13 protein-coding genes are annotated in these 16772 nt (G+C 71.6%); 8 read left to right on the forward strand and 5 right to left on the reverse strand.

The window, feature by feature from the left end; translation table 11 throughout:
* The first annotated feature begins 126 nt into the window (after nt 1-126).
* Entirely contained in the window at nt 127-702 is a 576-nt protein-coding gene (locus tag B1759_RS02850) for a hypothetical protein (RefSeq protein ID WP_095513527.1), read from the forward strand.
* A 63-nt stretch (nt 703-765) separates the two neighbouring features.
* Here the strand turns inward: B1759_RS02850 and B1759_RS02855 are convergent, their stop codons facing one another.
* The 4 genes from B1759_RS02855 to B1759_RS02870 form a co-directional block, all read right to left on the reverse strand.
* Nucleotides 766-2436, reverse strand: a complete 1671-nt coding sequence (locus B1759_RS02855; protein ID WP_095513528.1) for a hypothetical protein — start codon at nt 2434-2436, stop codon at nt 766-768.
* Nucleotides 2437-2486: 50 nt separating this feature from the next.
* Nucleotides 2487-3287, reverse strand: coding sequence for a PspC domain-containing protein (locus B1759_RS19910; protein WP_198948729.1), 801 nt, complete (start codon nt 3285-3287; stop codon nt 2487-2489).
* Between the two features lie 119 nt (nt 3288-3406).
* The gene (locus tag B1759_RS02865; RefSeq protein WP_095513529.1) at nt 3407-4444 is read right to left on the reverse strand and encodes a mechanosensitive ion channel family protein; all 1038 of its coding nucleotides are present in this window, start codon (nt 4442-4444) and stop codon (nt 3407-3409) included.
* Nucleotides 4445-4478: 34 nt separating this feature from the next.
* Complete coding sequence (locus B1759_RS02870) at nt 4479-5744, reverse strand: vitamin K epoxide reductase family protein (protein WP_095513530.1); 1266 nt, start codon at nt 5742-5744, stop codon at nt 4479-4481.
* Nucleotides 5745-5953: 209 nt separating this feature from the next.
* On the opposite strand from B1759_RS02870, the gene B1759_RS02875 reads away from it, so the two are divergent.
* The 6 genes from B1759_RS02875 to B1759_RS02900 all read left to right on the forward strand — a co-directional run bounded on the left by B1759_RS02875 (nt 5954) and on the right by B1759_RS02900 (nt 13941).
* Entirely contained in the window at nt 5954-6334 is a 381-nt protein-coding gene (locus B1759_RS02875) for a BlaI/MecI/CopY family transcriptional regulator (RefSeq protein WP_095513531.1), read from the forward strand.
* The gene (locus B1759_RS02880; RefSeq protein ID WP_095513532.1) at nt 6331-8367 is read left to right on the forward strand and encodes a M56 family metallopeptidase; all 2037 of its coding nucleotides are present in this window, start codon (nt 6331-6333) and stop codon (nt 8365-8367) included. The genes B1759_RS02875 and B1759_RS02880 overlap by 4 nt, the downstream gene beginning before the upstream one ends.
* Nucleotides 8368-8372: 5 nt before the next feature.
* Nucleotides 8373-9185, forward strand: coding sequence for a hypothetical protein (locus B1759_RS02885; protein WP_095513533.1), 813 nt, complete (start codon nt 8373-8375; stop codon nt 9183-9185).
* Between the two features lie 143 nt (nt 9186-9328).
* Complete coding sequence (locus tag B1759_RS02890; RefSeq protein WP_095513534.1) at nt 9329-12049, forward strand: DUF5916 domain-containing protein; 2721 nt, start codon at nt 9329-9331, stop codon at nt 12047-12049.
* 184 nt (nt 12050-12233) lie between these two features.
* Nucleotides 12234-13436, forward strand: a complete 1203-nt coding sequence (locus B1759_RS02895; protein ID WP_095513535.1) for a dipeptidase — start codon at nt 12234-12236, stop codon at nt 13434-13436.
* A 34-nt stretch (nt 13437-13470) separates the two neighbouring features.
* Nucleotides 13471-13941, forward strand: coding sequence for a hypothetical protein (locus B1759_RS02900; protein WP_095513536.1), 471 nt, complete (start codon nt 13471-13473; stop codon nt 13939-13941).
* 58 nt (nt 13942-13999) lie between these two features.
* Here B1759_RS02900 and B1759_RS02905 read toward each other — a convergent pair whose 3' ends face one another.
* Nucleotides 14000-16060, reverse strand: a complete 2061-nt coding sequence (locus B1759_RS02905) for a T9SS type A sorting domain-containing protein (protein ID WP_095513537.1) — start codon at nt 16058-16060, stop codon at nt 14000-14002.
* A 113-nt stretch (nt 16061-16173) separates the two neighbouring features.
* Here B1759_RS02905 and B1759_RS02910 point away from each other — a divergent pair, with 113 nt between their 5' ends.
* A complete protein-coding gene (locus B1759_RS02910; RefSeq protein ID WP_198948730.1) occupies nt 16174-16737 on the forward strand; it encodes an ECF-type sigma factor in 564 nt (187 codons plus the stop codon).
* Nucleotides 16738-16772: the final 35 nt, after the last annotated feature.

The following is a 16772-nucleotide window of genomic DNA, read 5'->3' on the forward strand; positions in this document are numbered from 1 at the left end:
GAGGATCGCGACTCGGGGGTCGGGAAATCCATGACTGCGGGGTCGTTGTGTGCGATCACGGTGCGGACCGGAACGCGCCCGGAACGGCACTGGTCAAAGCGCTTCCTTTCTTCCTCCCCCCCTCCCATGGATCGCACTTCCATTCTCAACGACTACGTCACCGACATGTCGGCCGTCGAGGCCCACATCCTCGCCGCCGTCGAGCGCCAGCTGGCCTCCGACGACACGGCACGCTATCCCGAGGCGGTGTCCGCCCTCACGGATCTCCAGTCGACCCTCACGAAGCACGTCACGGCCCTCGAGGCCTACAACGAGCGGACCGACGGGGGCGGCGTCAAGGAAGCCCTCAAGGAAGCCGTCGCGGGCGCGCTCGGTGTCGCCGCGGGCTTCTACGATCAGTTGCGCCCGACCGACAAGGTCTCGCGTATGATCCGCGACGCCTACACCGCGACCAGCCTCGCCGCGATCAGCTACCACATGCTGTACACGACGGCGCTCGCGCTCAAGGCCGACGACCTCGCCGCGCTCGCCCTCGGCAACCTGTCGGACCTCACCGATCGCATCGGCCAACTGTCGGAGACCGTCTGCACCGTCGTCGCGGCGGAGCTGACCGACGAGGACAAGACCATCGACCCGACCGCCGGCGCCGACGCGGTCCGCGCTACGCAGGCTGCCTGGGCGACCATGGAAGAGACGAGCTAGTCGCTCTCCTCGCCAGACTGTACGGGGTCGCCGCATCGTGCGGCGGCCCCGTTTCTGTTCCGGTCAGTAGCGAACGCTGCGGAAGGGCATCTCCCAGCGAAGCCCCAGCGTCGCCGCCACGGAACGGTCGGCGCCCGACTCTGCATCTGTGAGAGACTGGACGAGCAACGCGCCCTCGACGACGAGGCGCGGGAGAATCTCGAACGCGCCCCCCCCCTCGACGAGCCACTTCGTCTGGCGAATGCCGTCGAACGTCGGCGCGACGTCGCTCTGGCGCTCACCGTAGGGCTCCCGCGGGTCGGCGCCCACGATCTGACCGTCCGGCGCCCGTCCCCGTCGGGTGCGGGCCGCGAGGAGGCGAGCAGTTAGCCGGGCACTCGGCCGGTAGGCGACGAACAGGGAGAGGTCGTCGGCGTTGGGACCGACGGGATGGCCCAGCACATCGTCGTAGTGGACGTACGCGCTGAACTCGGTGCGGTGACCGTAGAGGTAGGGACGCAGGCGGGCGTACTCGCCGCGGACCTCCAGCCCCTCAAGACCGAGGTCGACCGTGTGGACGCCCCCCAGGAGCCCCCACTTGTTGGTCCATGCGTCCTCGAAGAAGCTCCGCGCGCGGAACTCGTCGAGCAGCGCCTGGCCGTAGACGCGGACCCCGTCGAGAGGACGGGCCGAGATGCCTGCACCGAGCAGCGCATTGTCTCCAGAGCCGAGTTCACTCTCGACGGACCGGTAGAAGATGACCGGGTTGAAGTAGCCCAGTTCCAGCCCGCGCCGGTTGCCCCTCAGCGTGTCGTCGTGGTAGACGACGGTCTCGAACGCTTCCAGTTGGAGCCGGCCGATCTCCAGCGAGGCCCGGTGGAAGGCCGCGTACCTCGACGGCAGCAACGCGTCGAGCCCCTGCCGGTCGCGGTCGGGGGTGGTGAGCCGCGCCACCATCATCGTGTAGCTGACGGGCCCGGCCTGGGCAGCGATGCGGAGGTGATCCGTCGGGGCTGCGTAGTCGGACAGGAAGAGGGTGCCGACGCCGGCGCCCCACCGGACGCGGTCGCGTGCGAGTCGCACATCGACGAAGCGGTCCCGATAGCCGACGGCCCCTTCGGCGGCGAAGTAGTCGTAGCGGTCCCGCCCGAGCGGCTTGACGAACCCGAGCCGCGGTGCCGTCGCCCGGGCGGAGTCCCGCGCGAAGACCGCGGGCCGCCGCTGGTTTTCCGTGGCGCGAGACTCAGCGTAGAGCCGCCCCATGCGCCCTGCCACACGGATGCCGCGGGAGTTCTGATACACCCAGCCGGAGGGGTCCTGGACGCCATCGTCGGTTCGCCGGACCGGACCGAGCGAGGCGTCGATCACGGGCGACGCCTCGAACGCGTAGCCGTCGCCCTCGGTACGGAAGGGCGAGACCCCATCCGGGTAGAGCCCGAGCGGGAGCGCCCGCCCGGAACGCCTCGTCGGCGACCGGTACCGGGCGAGGAGGTCCCGGTCGACCCGTGACAGCGTCACCCGGCCCGCCTCGGCGGCGACGGCGAGCGAGTCGAGCCATCGGAGCGCCTCTCCTGCGGAGAGCGGGAGCGCGTCGGCCGAGGCCACCGGAATCCGTCCCGCGGTCGCCTGGCGCTGGACGAAGTCTGCGAGGGGGCTCCCGATCTGGAGGACGCCCTCGCGCTGCGCCTCCGTCGTCGGCGACGCGAACAGGGCGAGGGCGAGAAGGGAGGCTCGGAGGGCGGTGGAACGAGTCACGGCCCGAAGCTAACCGTCGCCCGAACCGCCCTCGGGCTCGCCGGCCCCGGTCAGTCGTCCGTGATGCGGAGGAAAGGATCGTCGTCAGAGAACGCGTCTTTGTCCTCGTCCTTCAACACCGCCGTGAGGATGAGGTACGGGATGATGGCGCCGCCCTGCGTAAAGATGGCAGCGATGACCCACGCGATGCGTACCACGGTGGCGTCGAGGCCGAAGTAGTTGGCCATGCCGGCCGCAACCCCGGAGATCTTCCGGTTCTTGCGGTCCTTGAGGAGCTTGGTGCGCCCAGCGCGGCGGGCGGCGGCACGGCGCGCCTTCGCCTCGTCGAGTCCCCGCCCGGCGGCCTTTCCCGCCGTCTGGAACGCCCGCTCGGCCTGCCGGAACGCCCGCGATGCGGTCCGCCCTGCGGCATCCGTCGATGCCGTGGACGGCGCCCGCCCGACGGTCTTGGGCTGCGCGCGACGCTGCTGCTGGCGACGGCGCGCGGCACGCTTCCGGGCCTTCTTGCGCCGCCGCGCCGCCGGACTCCAGGACAAGACCCCGAAGCCGGTCAGCATGATCAGCACCGCCGCGAAGATGGGCAGCACCTGGACGAGGTTCTGCAGGATCGGGCTGCCCAGACGCAACAGGCCCAGCAACTGGAGGCTGTACAGCGACCCGACCCCGATCAGCCCGATGCCGGAGGCCGTCTGGAGATTCCAGAATCCCGCCTCCTTCTCCTCCTCGGCCTCTTCTTCGAGCTCCTGCTCGGCCATGAACGCGACGATGTCGTCGTCGCTGATGAGGCTGAACTCATCGTCGTGAGCCTCAGTCTCGGTCGGACGGGACCTGCGACGGGAACGGGTGGACATCGGGGGGCGGGAGGAACGGCCCAAGGTACGGAGGGCGCCCGGCGCGGTTGCGGGTCAGCTTCGCCCGGCCCGACGGCGGCCCCCTTCGAAGCCCTCCTCGTCTCGCCCAGTGGGCCTCCTCACGTCTCACTCCTCGGCCCGCCCGCGCCCGGCTTGCCTTCGAGATCGTTGCGGTAGAGGCGCGTCGTCGGGTAGGCGAGGTCGATGTCGTCACGAGTGGCGAAGCGGTCGAGGACAGCCTCCCAGACGTCCTGCTCGCTGCCCCGCACCCGGCGCGGCGCCACGAGGTAGCGCAGCGTCAGCTGAACCCCCTCGCCGACGACGCTCGTGTAGACCACCGGCGTCAGCTTGGAGTAGAAGATGAAGTACTCCCGTGCCGCACGCCGGAGCGTCCGCGCAGCATCCTCGGAGAGGTGCTCGGCGCACTCGTGGACGACCTCCGTCAGGATCTGCTTGGCCGCCCGCCAGTCGCTCTCGAACGACACCACGACCGCCACCTCGTGCCAGACGTACGCGAAGGTCCCCGTGTGGTTGGTCACCGAGTCCGAGAACACCCACCCGTTCGGGACGTGCACGATCCGCCCGGTCGACTGCCCCGCGCCCGTCACCGTGCCCACCTCCAGCAGCGTGAACTGGAACAGCCGCTGGTCGATCACGTCGCCCGTGTGCTCGCGAATCGTGATCCGGTCGCCCGTCGCGTACGGGCGTCGGGAGATGATGAACATCCACCCCGCCAGATCCACCAGCGGGTCCTTGAGGGCGATCGCGATGCCCGCCGTGAGGAGACCCAGGAAGGTGCCGATCGACTGCATCTCGCCCGTCCAGATCTGGATGAGCGCGAGCACCGCGATGGCCGTTGCCGCGTAGGTGGTGCCTTTGCGCCACTGGTAGAGGCGGCGCACGTCGTCGCCGGTGCGGCGGCGCACCATCAGCAGGACGAGCTGCCGGACGCCCCACAGGCAGAGCGCCAGCAGGAGCGTCAGGAGAAGGTCCCGCGTCAGCGCCGGTCCGATCCCGACCGCCTCGGCGAGGGCGTCCGACCACTCCTCCCCCAGGTCCGTGGGCGAGGGGACCGAGCCGCGGGCGTTCTGCTTCATCGACCGCGCCAGCGCGGCGAGCGAGTCGGAGACGGTCGAGTCGGGAGCAGATTGAGGCATGGGCGGGACGAGCGGGCGGCCCGCTCGCCAGCGGCTACTGCGCCTCGGAGATGAACTCGCTCAGGCAGCGCTCGCTGTACGAGGCGTAGGTCGACTCCACGATGCGGCCGTTGATGGCCAGCTTGGGCACCGACAGGCGACCGCTCTGGCTGGTGAAGGCCTCCGTGACCGCCTCCGCCTCGGTCTGGATGGCGCTCAGGTAGCCCTGGAGCTGCGTGTCGTCCTGGAGGGTCGCCTCGAACGCTGAGCCGTCCATGCCGACCGCGTTGAGGGTCGCTACCAACTCCGGCATGGTCATGCCCCAGGAGGTGTCCTGGCGGCGGAACATCTCGTCGAGGACCTCGAAGAACTTGTCCTGCTCGGCGGCCATCCGCAGCGCGATCACCTGCCCGACCGACTCCTGGCGGAGCGGGTACGGGACGAAGAAGTACTGGGCCGAATCCGGGTTCTCGTCGATGAACGGCCCGACGACATCCGACAGCTCGCGGCAGTGCGGGCAGTTCGGGTCGAGGACCTCGACCACCTTGACGGGCGAGTCCGGGTTGCCGCGCCACGGTCCCTGCATGAAGGGCGTCATGTCCTCGATGGGCAGGTAGTCGGCGTCGTAGGTGCAGGCGCCGGTGACGTCCTGGATGCTGCGCTGCGGGGTCGGCGGCACGTCCCCTGTCCCGGCCACCGCGTCCCCGTTGGTGCGGGCCGCGAGGCCGAACGTGGAGGCGAGGAGGACGACGAAGCCACCCAGGACGACCGCGTAAGGACGGAGGGCGGCGAGGCCAGTCGCCTCGGAGGCCACACGGCGGCGAGGCGTCGGGGCGGGAGCCTGGGACAGGCGGCGGTGCTCGATCACGTGGAGGATGAAGAGGGTGGTGACGAGGGCGGCGGAGGTCATGCAGAGCACGCAGAACGCGCCGATGACGGCCGCCTGGAGGTACACGAGGTAGGCGGTGTAGAGGATGCCGACGGACACGACGCCCGCACTCGCGAGCCGGAGCCGGTCGTCGCGGAGAGCCGCGTAGGCGAGCCGAAGCCCCGCCACGATGACGTAGAACAGAAGCCCCAGGGCGATGTTGGAGATGAGGCCGAGGAAGTCGGCGTACTCGCCCTCGGTCACCGTCGCGCAGCCCGACCCTTCGCCGGTGACGGCCGCGCCAGCCGAGAAGTCGACCTCGCCGAGGCCCGTGCACCCGGCGGCGAATCCGTTGGCCTTCTGGAGCGCGAGGTGCGTCACCACGACGATGCCGAGGAGGGCCACGCCGACGATGATGCGGCGGAGGAGCGAGGTCTGAGCGGGGAGGGCCATGGGGGTCCGTTGAGTGTCCGTTCGATGCGAGCGCAACAAGGCGGCGCGGGAGGCCGAAAAGGTACGGAGCGCGAGGGGCAGCGAACAACGCGCACCGCCGCCCCCGCAACGCAGATGGGACAGGCCTCGTGCCCTGCTAAAAAAACAACACTCGCCCTTGACTCCTCCCGCCTGAGAGCCTACACTCAGTTAACTTTTTAGCACACCCCATGCCTGTCCCCTCTCTCAGCCGTCGCGAGCGCCAGGTGCTCGATGTCCTGCACCGTCTCGGCCGCGCCTCCGCCGCCGATGTCCGCGATGCCCTCGCGGACCCGCCGAGCGACTCGGCCGTCCGCACTCACCTCCGGATTCTCGAGGAGAAAGGGCACATCCGTCACGAGCAGGACGGGCCACGCTACATCTACCTGCCCGTACAGCCGCGCGAGGAAGCCGGGCTCTCGGCGCTGCGCCACCTGACGAAAACGTTCTTCGGCGACGCGCCCACCCGAGCCGTCGCCGCCCTCCTCGACGACGCGTCCGCCGACCTGTCCGACGCGGACCTGGACCGCCTCGACGACCTCATCCAACGCGCTCGCGCCCAGGGCCGATGACTCTCCTCCTCGCCATCGCGCTCAAGGGCGCGCTCGTCCTGCTGCTCGCCGCCCTCGTGGTGCGCCTCCTGCGCCACGCCCCGGCCTCCGCCCGGCACGGAGTCTGGGCAGCCGCCTTCGCCGCCCTGCTGCTGCTGCCGCTGCTCGAAGGCGTCGGCCCGACGTGGGCCGTGGGCCTGCTCCCCCACTCCGCGACGCTGACGGCGTCTGCAGTGGCGCCGGTCCCACCCATTCCTCCCACGCCGCCGCTGCCCCCCGTCCCGCCAGCGCCCCCTGCTCCGCCGGACGCTCACCTCAGTGCGGACGGGGCCCCGGCCACGCTCGCCGAGTATGAGGCTGAGATCGAGCGCCACGCTGCGGAAGCCGCTGCTCTCGCCGAAGCGCATGCATGGGAGGTGGAAGCCGAGATGGCAGGTCTCGAAGCTGAGATGGCGGGCTTCGAGGCTGAGATGGAAGGCTTTGAGGCCGAGATGGCCAGCTTTGGAGACTCGTGGGCCGTGTCCGCGGCTCCACAGGCCAACGGATGGTTGCGATGGGACCTCTCCCCCGTCGGCCGCTGGCTGGTCGGGCTGTGGGCTCTGGGCGCCTTCGTGGTGGGGCTCGGCTGGCTGGGCGCGGCGCTCGCCGCCCGACGCATCGTCGCGACCGCCCGCCTCGAGACTGATGACGACTGGGCGGTGCTCGCCGAGCGCGCTCGTCGCCTGAGCGGCATCGAGGGGCCTGTGCGGCTCCTCCGCACCGACGCTCTGGACGTGCCCATCGCCTGGGGCTATGGGCGTCCTGCCGTCGTCCTGCCCACCTCGGCGGACGCCTGGGACGACGGCCGCCGCGAGGCGGTGCTCCTCCACGAGATGGCCCACCTCCGCCGCCGCGACGCCTGGACGCAGGCCATCGCCCAGGTGGCCGTCGCCGTCCACTGGATGAACCCGCTCGCGTGGTGGGGCTATCGCCGGTTCCTGGATGCGCGCGAGCACGCCTGCGACGATGCCGTGATCCAGGGCGGCGCCCGTCCGTCCGACTACGCCGCTCATCTCGTCGGCGTGGCGCGGTCGCTCCGCCGCGACCCCTACGCGCTGGCCGCCGTCGCGCCGATGGCACGGTGCGCGCCCATCGAAGACCGCATCGTCTCCATCCTCGATGCCGGGCGCCGCCGGGGCCGCCTCGGCCGCGTCGCCCACACGGCCACGGTGGTCCTGGCCGCAGGCGTCCTCCTGCCCCTGGCCGCCCTCCAGCCCGTCGCCCGGACACAGTCGGTCGAGCCCGCCCCCGTCGCCACCCCCACCGTCACCGTGACTGTCGACGCGACCTCCGGGTGGACGCCGCAGGTCGAGCCGGTCCCCGTCGTCGCCGACACCGACTCGGTCTCGGTCGTCCGCCTGGAGGACGAGTTCGACCAGGCCCAGGACGACCTCGCGCGTGCCGGGCAGGACGTCCGGCGCCTGATCGTCGACCTCGATCGCGAAGGCGACGAGGTCGCCCGAATCCGCGCGGACGCGCTCCGGGCAGCCGAGACGGCCCTCTCCCAGATCGACCTCGGCGCGCTGCGTGTCGAGGCCGAGCGGGCTGCGATGTCGTTCAGGGCCCCGGACGAGGCCCGGCTGCTGGAGATCCAACATGAGGCCCTCCGTCAAGCGGAGGCTGCGCTGGAGCGCATGGACTGGCAAGACGACATCCAGCGTGACGCCGAGGAGGCCGTCCGGGAGGCGCTGGAGGAGCTCCGCGAGGAGATCGAGGACCTCGAAGAGGAGGCGCGAGAGGCAGCCGACGACGCCGCCTCGGAGCGCTCCTGGCGCATGCGCGTCGATGACCGACGCAGCACAAGGAAGGCGTCCGCCGACACGGCGCGCCTCCGCTCGACCCGCGCCGCGCAGACGGCCCGAGCCACCCCCGTTCCGCCCCAGACCCCACGGGCGGCGCCCCGGCCGTCCGCCGCCGCCCGCCCCCGCGCGCCGCGCCCGGACACCGCCGCCTTCGACTGGGGCGCGGTCGAACGCGCCCGCGCCGCCGCGACCCGGTCCACGCCTTCCTGGTAACCCCCATGCGTCTCCCCCTCCTCGCGACCGCCCTCCTGCTGCTCCCAGCGACGGCGTGCGCCCAGTCTCATCCGAGCCGCACCCTCGCGGACGATGCGTGGTGCGAGGACGCCGAGGGTCGAGGAGACCGTGTGGTGGCGTGCGAAGTCCGCGAGACCGTGCTCCGAACGGACGCGCTGGACGTGACCGTGATGAATGGAGCCCTCACCGTCACCGAGTGGGACCGGCCGGACGTGCTGGTCCGCGCCCGCGTGGTCGCCACCGCCGACGACGAGGCCGTCGCTTGGAGGCGGGTCCGAGAAACGACCGTGTCCACGACGGAGGGCCTCATCCGCGCAGAGGCGCCCCGCCACCGGGACGGCAGCGCATCGGTCAGCTTCGAGATCTTCGCTCCGAAAGCGACCGACCTGACCGCCGCAGCCCTCAACGGCCCGGTCCATGTAGAAGGCCTCGACGGCACCATCCGCGCGACTGCGACCAACGGTCCGGTCTGCCTCGTCAAGCTCTCGGGCGACGTGGAGGTCAACGCGACCAACGGCCCCGTCTCGATCGACCTCCGAGGCGACGCCTGGACCGGGTCCGGCCTGGCGGTCCACGCCACGAACGGGCCGATCACGATGGACCTGCCTGCGCGCTACTCCGCCCGCCTGATGGCGGAGACCGCTCAGGGTCCGATCGTCGCGCCAGGCCTGCACACCCTGCGTGGCCGTGGCGGACGTGGCGACCGCCTGGACGCGACCCTCGGCGCGGGCGGCGGGCTGCTCACGCTCGACGCCCACAACGGGCCGGTCCGCATCCGGACTTCCGAGGGGAGCTGAGACAAATCAGGGCACACCGTCGTGCCCAACCCGAAGGTTAACAGCGTTCTGAGACACCCAGACGCAGGAGGTGCTGTTTTTTTAGCACAGCGAGTAACTATCCGCCGCCTCCCCCGTCTTGGGACTGCACGCCCCACACACTCATGCGCCTCGCTCTCCTCGCTCTCGCCGTCACCCTCGCCCTTCCGGCGGCGTCTCAGACCTCTCTTCCTCCGACCGCACCGGTCACCATCGACGGCCCGCTGAGCCTCGCCGCACACAGCCTCTCGGACACCGCCATCAACCTCGATGGCCGCCTGGACGACGCGGCCTGGGCCGATGCCGAGGTCGCGACGGGCTTCGTCCAGTTCCGCCCCACCCCGGGCGACGCCGCCTCCGAGCGCACCGAGGCGCGCGTCCTCTACGACGCGGACGCGATCTACGTCGGCATGCGGCTCCATGACTCCGAGGCCGAGGCCATCGGCGCTCCGCTCGGCCGCCGCGACGCCAACCTGTCCGGCGACTGGGCCTTCGTCGCCGTCGACTCCTACCGCGACGGGCGGACGGGCTTCATCTTCGCCCTCAACCCGGCCGGCGTGCAGCGCGACATGCTGATCTACGACAACGTCAACGAGGACGACTCGTGGGATGCCGTCTGGGACGGCGCCGCCAGCCGCGACGCCGACGGGTGGACGGCCGAGTTCCGGATCCCCCTCAGCCAGCTCCGCTACGCCGCCGACCGCGAGACCCAGGAGTGGGGCTTGCAGTTCGGCCGGACCCACTTCCGAACCGGCGAGGAGTCCTTCTGGAACCCGATGAGCCCGGACGAGGACGGCATGGTGTCGCAGTTCGGGACCCTCCGCGACCTCCGCGGCCTCCGCCCGCCGCGCCAGTTGGAGATCATGCCCTACGTCGCCTCGGCGCTGACACGGGCCCCCGGCGACGCGGCCGACCCGTTCTACTCCTCGAACGACCTGGAGCCGCGCGTCGGCCTGGATGTCAAGTACGGACTCACGAGCGATCTCACGCTCACCGCCACCGTCAACCCGGACTTCGGGCAGGTCGAGGCGGACCCGGCGCGCGTCAACCTGGGTGGCTTCGAGCTGTCGTTCGAAGAACGGCGCCCGTTCTTCGTCGAGGGCACCGACGTGTTCAACATGCAGCCGCGGCGCTTCTTCGGCATGAACCGCCCCGGGCTGCTCTACACGCGCCGCATCGGGCGGAGCCCGCAGCGCGGCAACTTCGTCTCCCAGGAGGCGACCGATGCGGCCGGCGACGCGGGGACGATCTACACAGACGCGCCCCAGCAGAGCACCATCCTGGGCGCCGCAAAGCTGTCGGGCCGCGTCGGCCGGTTCTCGGTGGGCGTGCTGAACGCCGTCACCGCGCCGGAGTACGGCCAGTTCCGCGCCTACGACCCCACCGGCTCGCTCGTCGCCGATGACCGCGCGCTCGTCGAGCCCGCCACCAACTTCGCCGCCGCCCGCGCCCGCGGCACCTACGGCCGGACGACGCTCGGCGTGCTCGGCACGTCGGTCCTCCGTAGCACCGCCGATGCCGCCATTGCCGAGGCCCTCCCCGGCCAGGCCGCCGTCCTCGGCGTCGACGTGGAGCACCAGCTGTCCGACGACTGGATCCTGAACGCGCAGCTCGCGGGCAGCCACGTCAGCGGCAGCGCCGCCTCCATCGACCGCGTCCAGCGCGCCTTCCCGCGCCTCTTCCAGCGGCCCGACGCCGACCACCTCGACTACGACCCCACGCGGACCTCGATCTCGGGCCTGACCGGCGAGGCCAACCTGCTCAAGTCGGGCGGCGAGCACTGGGTCGGCTCGGTCCATGCCGAGTTCACCTCCCCCGGCTTCGACGCCAACGCGCTCGGTTTCCAGAGCCGGGCCGACGAGCTCGGCATCGGCGCCGTGGTGGTGTACCAGCAGAACCAGGCCCAGGGGCCGTTCCAGAGCTGGAGCGCGAACTCCTTCGCCGGGCGGCGCGGCAACTTCGACGGCGACCAGACGGCGCTGTTCGTCGGCGGCAACGCCAACGGCCGGTTCAAGAACTTCTGGGGGGTCGGGGTGAACGGCGAGCGCTACTTCGCCAGCATGAGCGACCGCCTGACGCGCGGCGGCCCGCTCGCGTCCACGCCCGGCGGCTTCGGCCTCAACCTGAACGCCTGGAGCGACGACCGCAAGCCGATCTCCGGCTACGCGTGGACGGGCTACAACCGGGACGACCTCGGGAGCACGTTCAACGGCTTCGAGGCCGGGATCGAGGCCCGTCCCAGCTCGTCGGTGACGGTCCGCGTCGGCCCCGAGCTGTACCTCTCCTCCGACCCGCAGCAGTACGTCACGAGCGACGACGCGCCCGCGCTGGACGCCACCTTCGGCCGCCGCTACGTCTTCGGCCGCATCGACCAGACGACGGTGTCGCTGGAGACGCGCGTCGACTGGACGTTCACGTCGCGTCTCTCGCTCCAGGTCTACGCCCGGCCCTTCGTTTCGCGAGGCCGCTACGACGCCTTCCGCCAGATGACGGCGCCCGGCCAGCTCGACTTCCCGCGCTTCGGCACCGACATCGGATCCATCGAGGAGGTCTACGCCGAGGGCGCCACGCCCGGCGTCGACGCGCCCGAGTCGTACGTCGTGACCGGCCCCGACGGCGGGACGACTGAGTTCGGCAACCCCGACTTCACCGTCCGCGCCCTCCAGGGAAATGCGGTCCTGCGGTGGGAGTACCGGCCCGGCTCGGCGCTCTTCCTGGTCTGGCAGCAGCAGCGGAACGGCTTCTCGAGCGACCGCGGCTTCAACCTGAACCGCCAGGTGTCGGATCTCTTCCGCGACCAGTCCACGAACGTCTTCCTCCTCAAGCTGAGCTACTGGCTCGGCTGATTCCCGGCCGCGCCTCGTGCGTGTCCGGCCGTCCGGCCCCGGCAGATTGTGTGTCTCTGCCGGGGCCGGCGTCTGTCTGGGCGATCCGGCGGCGCCCTGGGGCCGTCCCCCATCCCCGCGACCGGCCCGTGCCGGGACCGTCCGCCTCGGCGTACCATCGGAGCCGTTCCTCCCTCCTCCCCTGATGCGTCTCGCCCTCCCCCTCGTCGCCGTCGCCCTGCTCGCGTCCGGGTGTGCGTCGACCGCGCCCTCCACCGTGGATTTCTCTGCCCGCGCCGCCGCCCTCGCCCAGGACGCCCTGATCGTCGACACGCACATCGACGTGCCGTATCGCCTCGCCGACACGCCCGACGACGTGTCGGTGCGCACCGCGACCGGCGACTTCGACCACCCCCGCGCCATCGCAGGCGGGCTGGACGTCGCCTTCATGTCGATCTACATCCCGGCCAGCTACCAGGAGACCGGCGGCGCCCGCGCCCTCGCCGACTCGCTGATCGACATGGTGGAGGGGATCGCCGAGGCGGCGCCCGACAAGTTCGCCGTCGTCCGCTCCGTCGACGACGTGGCGCGGCTCCGCCAGCCGGGCCGCGTGCTGTTGGCGCTCGGCATGGAGAACGGCGCGCCCGTCGAGGGCGACCTCGCCAACCTGACCCACTTCCGCGACCGCGGCATCCGCTACGTGACGCTTACGCACAGCCGCGACAACGAGATTTCCGACTCGTCCTACGACGAGACCGGCACGCACGGCGGCCTGAGCGACTTCGGCCGCGAGGTCGTCCGCGAGATGAACCGCCTCGGCATCATGGTGGACGTGTCGCACGTCTCCGACGCGGCCTTCGACGACGTGATGGAGGTCACGACGGTGCCGGTGATCGCGAGCCACTCGTCGGCGCGGGCCTTCACGCCCGGCTTCGAGCGCAACATGAGCGACGCCATGATCGAGCGGCTGGCCGAGAACGGCGGCGTGATCCAGATCAACTTCGGCTCGACGTTCCTGCTCAAGCGCGTCCAGGACGATCGCGACGCCCTCCGCGAGCGGTTCCGGACCGAGATGGAGGCGCGCGGCCTGGAGCCCGGCTCGCCCGAGGCGGACGCCTTCCAGGCGACCTTCGAGGCTGAGAACCCGCTCCGCCTCGCCGACATGACCGACGTGGCGGACCACATCGACCACGTCCGCGACCTCGTCGGCATCGACCACGTCGGCCTCGGCTCCGACTACGACGGCGTCGGCCCGACGCTGCCGGTCGGCCTGGAGGACGTGTCGACGTTCCCGAACCTCGTCGCCGAGTTGCTCCGCCGCGGGTACTCCGACGAGGACGTGCGGAAGGTGCTCGGGGGCAACGCGATGCGCGTCTGGCGTGCTGTCGAGGCCGCCGCGACGAAGTAGATTTGAGGGCAGGCTCCTGCCCTGCCCTCTTCTCATGCGCCGACTCGTCCTTCCGTTCGCGTCCGTCCTCGTCTTTCTCCCCGGTTGCCAGTCGGCCGCGTCGACGGTGGCGACGCCCCTCGTCTCGTGCGCGGATGCGCAGTTCGAGGGGTCCCGCGCCCGCCTCGCAGCCGACGTAGACGTCCCCCCGGAGCCGGTCGGGGGGGTGCGCGCCGTGCAGGAGCGCGTCCGCATCCCGCGTGAGGGTCCACGCATCGCCACGCCCGACGGACGCTTCGTGGACCTCCGCGCCGTGATCGACACCACCGGGGCGGTGCGGTGTAGCGACGTGCTCCACGCCGAGACCGAGGCGAAGGGACTCGCGGCGCGCCGTGCCGTGCACGCGAGCCCGTTCGAGCCGGGCCGTCACGAGGGCGTCTTGACCGACGTGATCGTCGACCTCCGACTGGACGTCCGGGGCGAGGGCACACCCCGCGTCGTCCGCGGCGACCAGATCGGCCTGTAGCGGCCGTCGCCCCCGCCTCGGCCTGCCCGTGGGCCGACCGAGGCGGGAGCACCCGTGGCTACCGCGCGACCGTCAGCCGGGCCGCGTGGACGGCGCCGTCGGCCTCGACGCGGACCACGTAGGCACCGGCCGGGAGCGACCCGACGGGGACGGCCAGGATGTGGTCACCGGCCGCCAGCGGACCCTCCCTGAGCGTCGCGACGCGGCGGCCGAGCGCGTCGTAGAGCGTGGCGCGCACGGGGCCAGCCTGGGCGAGCGCCAGCCGGACGGAGGCGTTCGTGGCCGCTGGGTTCGGGAAAGCGCGTCCCAGCGTCGTCTCGGCGGCCCAATCGTCCGCGTCTGTGGCCTGCGCGTCGCCGAGGCGGATCGTGCCGGGTTCGGCGGGCGCCGTGCCGTCGGGGGTCCCCAGCGTGAGCGCCTCGACGGCGACGGTCACGGGGCCGGCCATCGGGGCCGCCACGCGGAGGCGGACGGTCAGGGCCGCGCCCTCGCCGGTCGCCAGCGCGGCCCCACGCTTGCGGGTCGCGGCGGCGTCGACCACGCCCGCCTCGGCCGACGTGTAGGTGAGCACGTCGCCGTCGTCGAGCCAGCCGCCGGGGACCACGTCGATGGCGTCGAGACCGGGCGGAAGCGAAAGCGTCGCCGCCACGCCCAGCGCGCCGTCGGTCGCCACGACCACGTCGAGTGGGACCTCGGTTCCTACCGGCTGCGGCTGGACGGTGACCGTCGCGAGCGGCGCCGAGGAGGTGCGCAGGGCGACGCCGTCCTCCGTCATCCGGCCGTAGTTGACGCCCACCGCGAGCACGTCCGCCTCGTCGACCTCGCCATCTCCGTTGGCATCGGCGTGTGTGCCGACCGGATCGTCCCAGAACGGAGCCACCACGGGCGCCCAGGCATAGCCTTCGTCCTGGCGGGCGGGGCCGCTCACACCGAACCGAGAACCGATAGACAGCAAGTCGGCGGCGGCCACTGTGCCGTTCGCGTCGGTGTCACCCGGCCACACCACGACGCCGTCGACTACCTGGACCCGCGTTCCCGCCGCCGTCAGCGGCATCCGAGTCCCCTTCGAGTCGATGGCCTCCAGGTCGTCGAGGGGGAACGCGGCCGGTCCGCCGGGCACGGCGAGCGGGACCTCGAAGACGAGGTGCCCCAACCTGACCTCGCCCGAGGCGCCGGTCGGGCACCGGTCCGCCCGCCTCGACACCGCGACGGCCACCGACGCGGCCTGGGGCGTCACCGACGTGACGAGGTCCTCCGTGTTCGGGTCCGCGTCGCACGAGCCGAAGTCCGGGTCTGGCACGAACTCGACGAAGAGTGTCTGGAGCCCGTCGTACCCCACCTCGAACGCGGCGCCGAACAGGTCGGTGACCGACGAGTCGCGCCCGGCGACCACGTCGATCTCGAACTGCTGGCCGGACACGACCGTCTCGGCCGAGGGGATGAGCGCGACGGCCGGGCCGCTCGTGTCGGCCTCAGCCCGGATGACTACGTTGTCGAGGCCCATCTCCGACAGGGTCCACGACGAGCGGTCAGCCCGGTTGCCCCCGGTGATCAGGATGCCTCCGAGTTGGAGCGTGTTGAGTACGCGCTCGATCTCGGCCTCCGTCGCAGGTCGGTAGTCTCCGGGGCCGACGACCACGATCCAGCGTGCGGGGGCAGCCCCTTCGTTCGTGATCGGCGCGGAGTAGCGGGCCCAGCCGGCGGCCAGACCGGGCTGGCCGGACGCCGCCGTCCAGAGGGGGTCGAGGTGGATCGACAGCGGGTCGCCCTGGTCGTCCTGCCCGTACATAGCGACGACCGGATACCCACTGTCCGTCTCGCCGCTGATGGCATAGGCGTCGAACGAGACAGTCTGGCGGTAGGCGCCGGGAAGCGGGACCGGAAGTTCGAGGACTCCGACAGCCGCGCTAAGGGGGACGTCGAGGAGCACGTGCCCCCCTGGATTGCCGCCGCTCGGCTGGAAAGTGACGGGGTCTGAATCGGTCCCCCACCCCTCGTCGTCGGTGTCGAACGAGGCGCAGTAGGTGTCGGTGGGCAGGCACGTCTGCGCGCGGACGGGCGTCGGGAGCGCGAGCACGGCGGCGAGGGCCGCCAGCGGAAGGAGTCGGGAGAGTCGCATGAGGGTTGGGAATGGGGGTGTGCCGGGGGACACGCAGTCCCCGACCTACAGGGGACACGGCGTTGATTCTCAACCGGCTGCCCGGTATCCTCCAGAGCCTTCGCTCGCGCCCTGTGTCCGCCGCCCCCGACGTCACGCTCCTCCTCGACGCCCACCGGGGTGGCGACGCCGACGCGCTCGGGTCCCTCCTCCCCCTCGTGTACGACGAACTCCGGCGGATCGCTCACCGGCACCTGGGCCGCGGGCGCGGCTCCGAAACGATCCACACGACGGCGCTCGTCCACGAAGCCTACCTCAAGCTGGCACGCAGCGGCAGTGGGGCCTCCAACCGCGCCCACTTCTTCGCCATCGCCTCGACGGCCATGCGGCAGGTCCTCGTCGACGCAGCCCGGCGGCGACAGGCGCTCAAGCGCGGCGGAGGCGCCCACGCCACGACGCTCGACGAGGGCCACGCGCTCGCCGTCGACGCCCGGGCCGACGAGGTGCTCGCCCTCGATGAGGCGCTCGGCCGGCTGGCCGCGCTCGACGCTCGGCTGGCGCGCGTGGTCGAGATGCGGTTCTTCGGGGGAATGGAGATCGTCGAGATCGCCGAGGCGCTGGGCGTCTCCGACCGGACGGTCAAGCGGGACTGGCGGAAGGCGCGCGCGCTCCTCCAGGCCGAGTTGACGGACGCGTGAGCACGCGCCTGGTCCCGTCTGCAGGTTGGCTGTCC

It is taken from the genome of Rubrivirga sp. SAORIC476 (assembly GCF_002283555.1).
In the GTDB taxonomy this organism is placed as follows: domain Bacteria; phylum Bacteroidota; class Rhodothermia; order Rhodothermales; family Rubricoccaceae; genus Rubrivirga.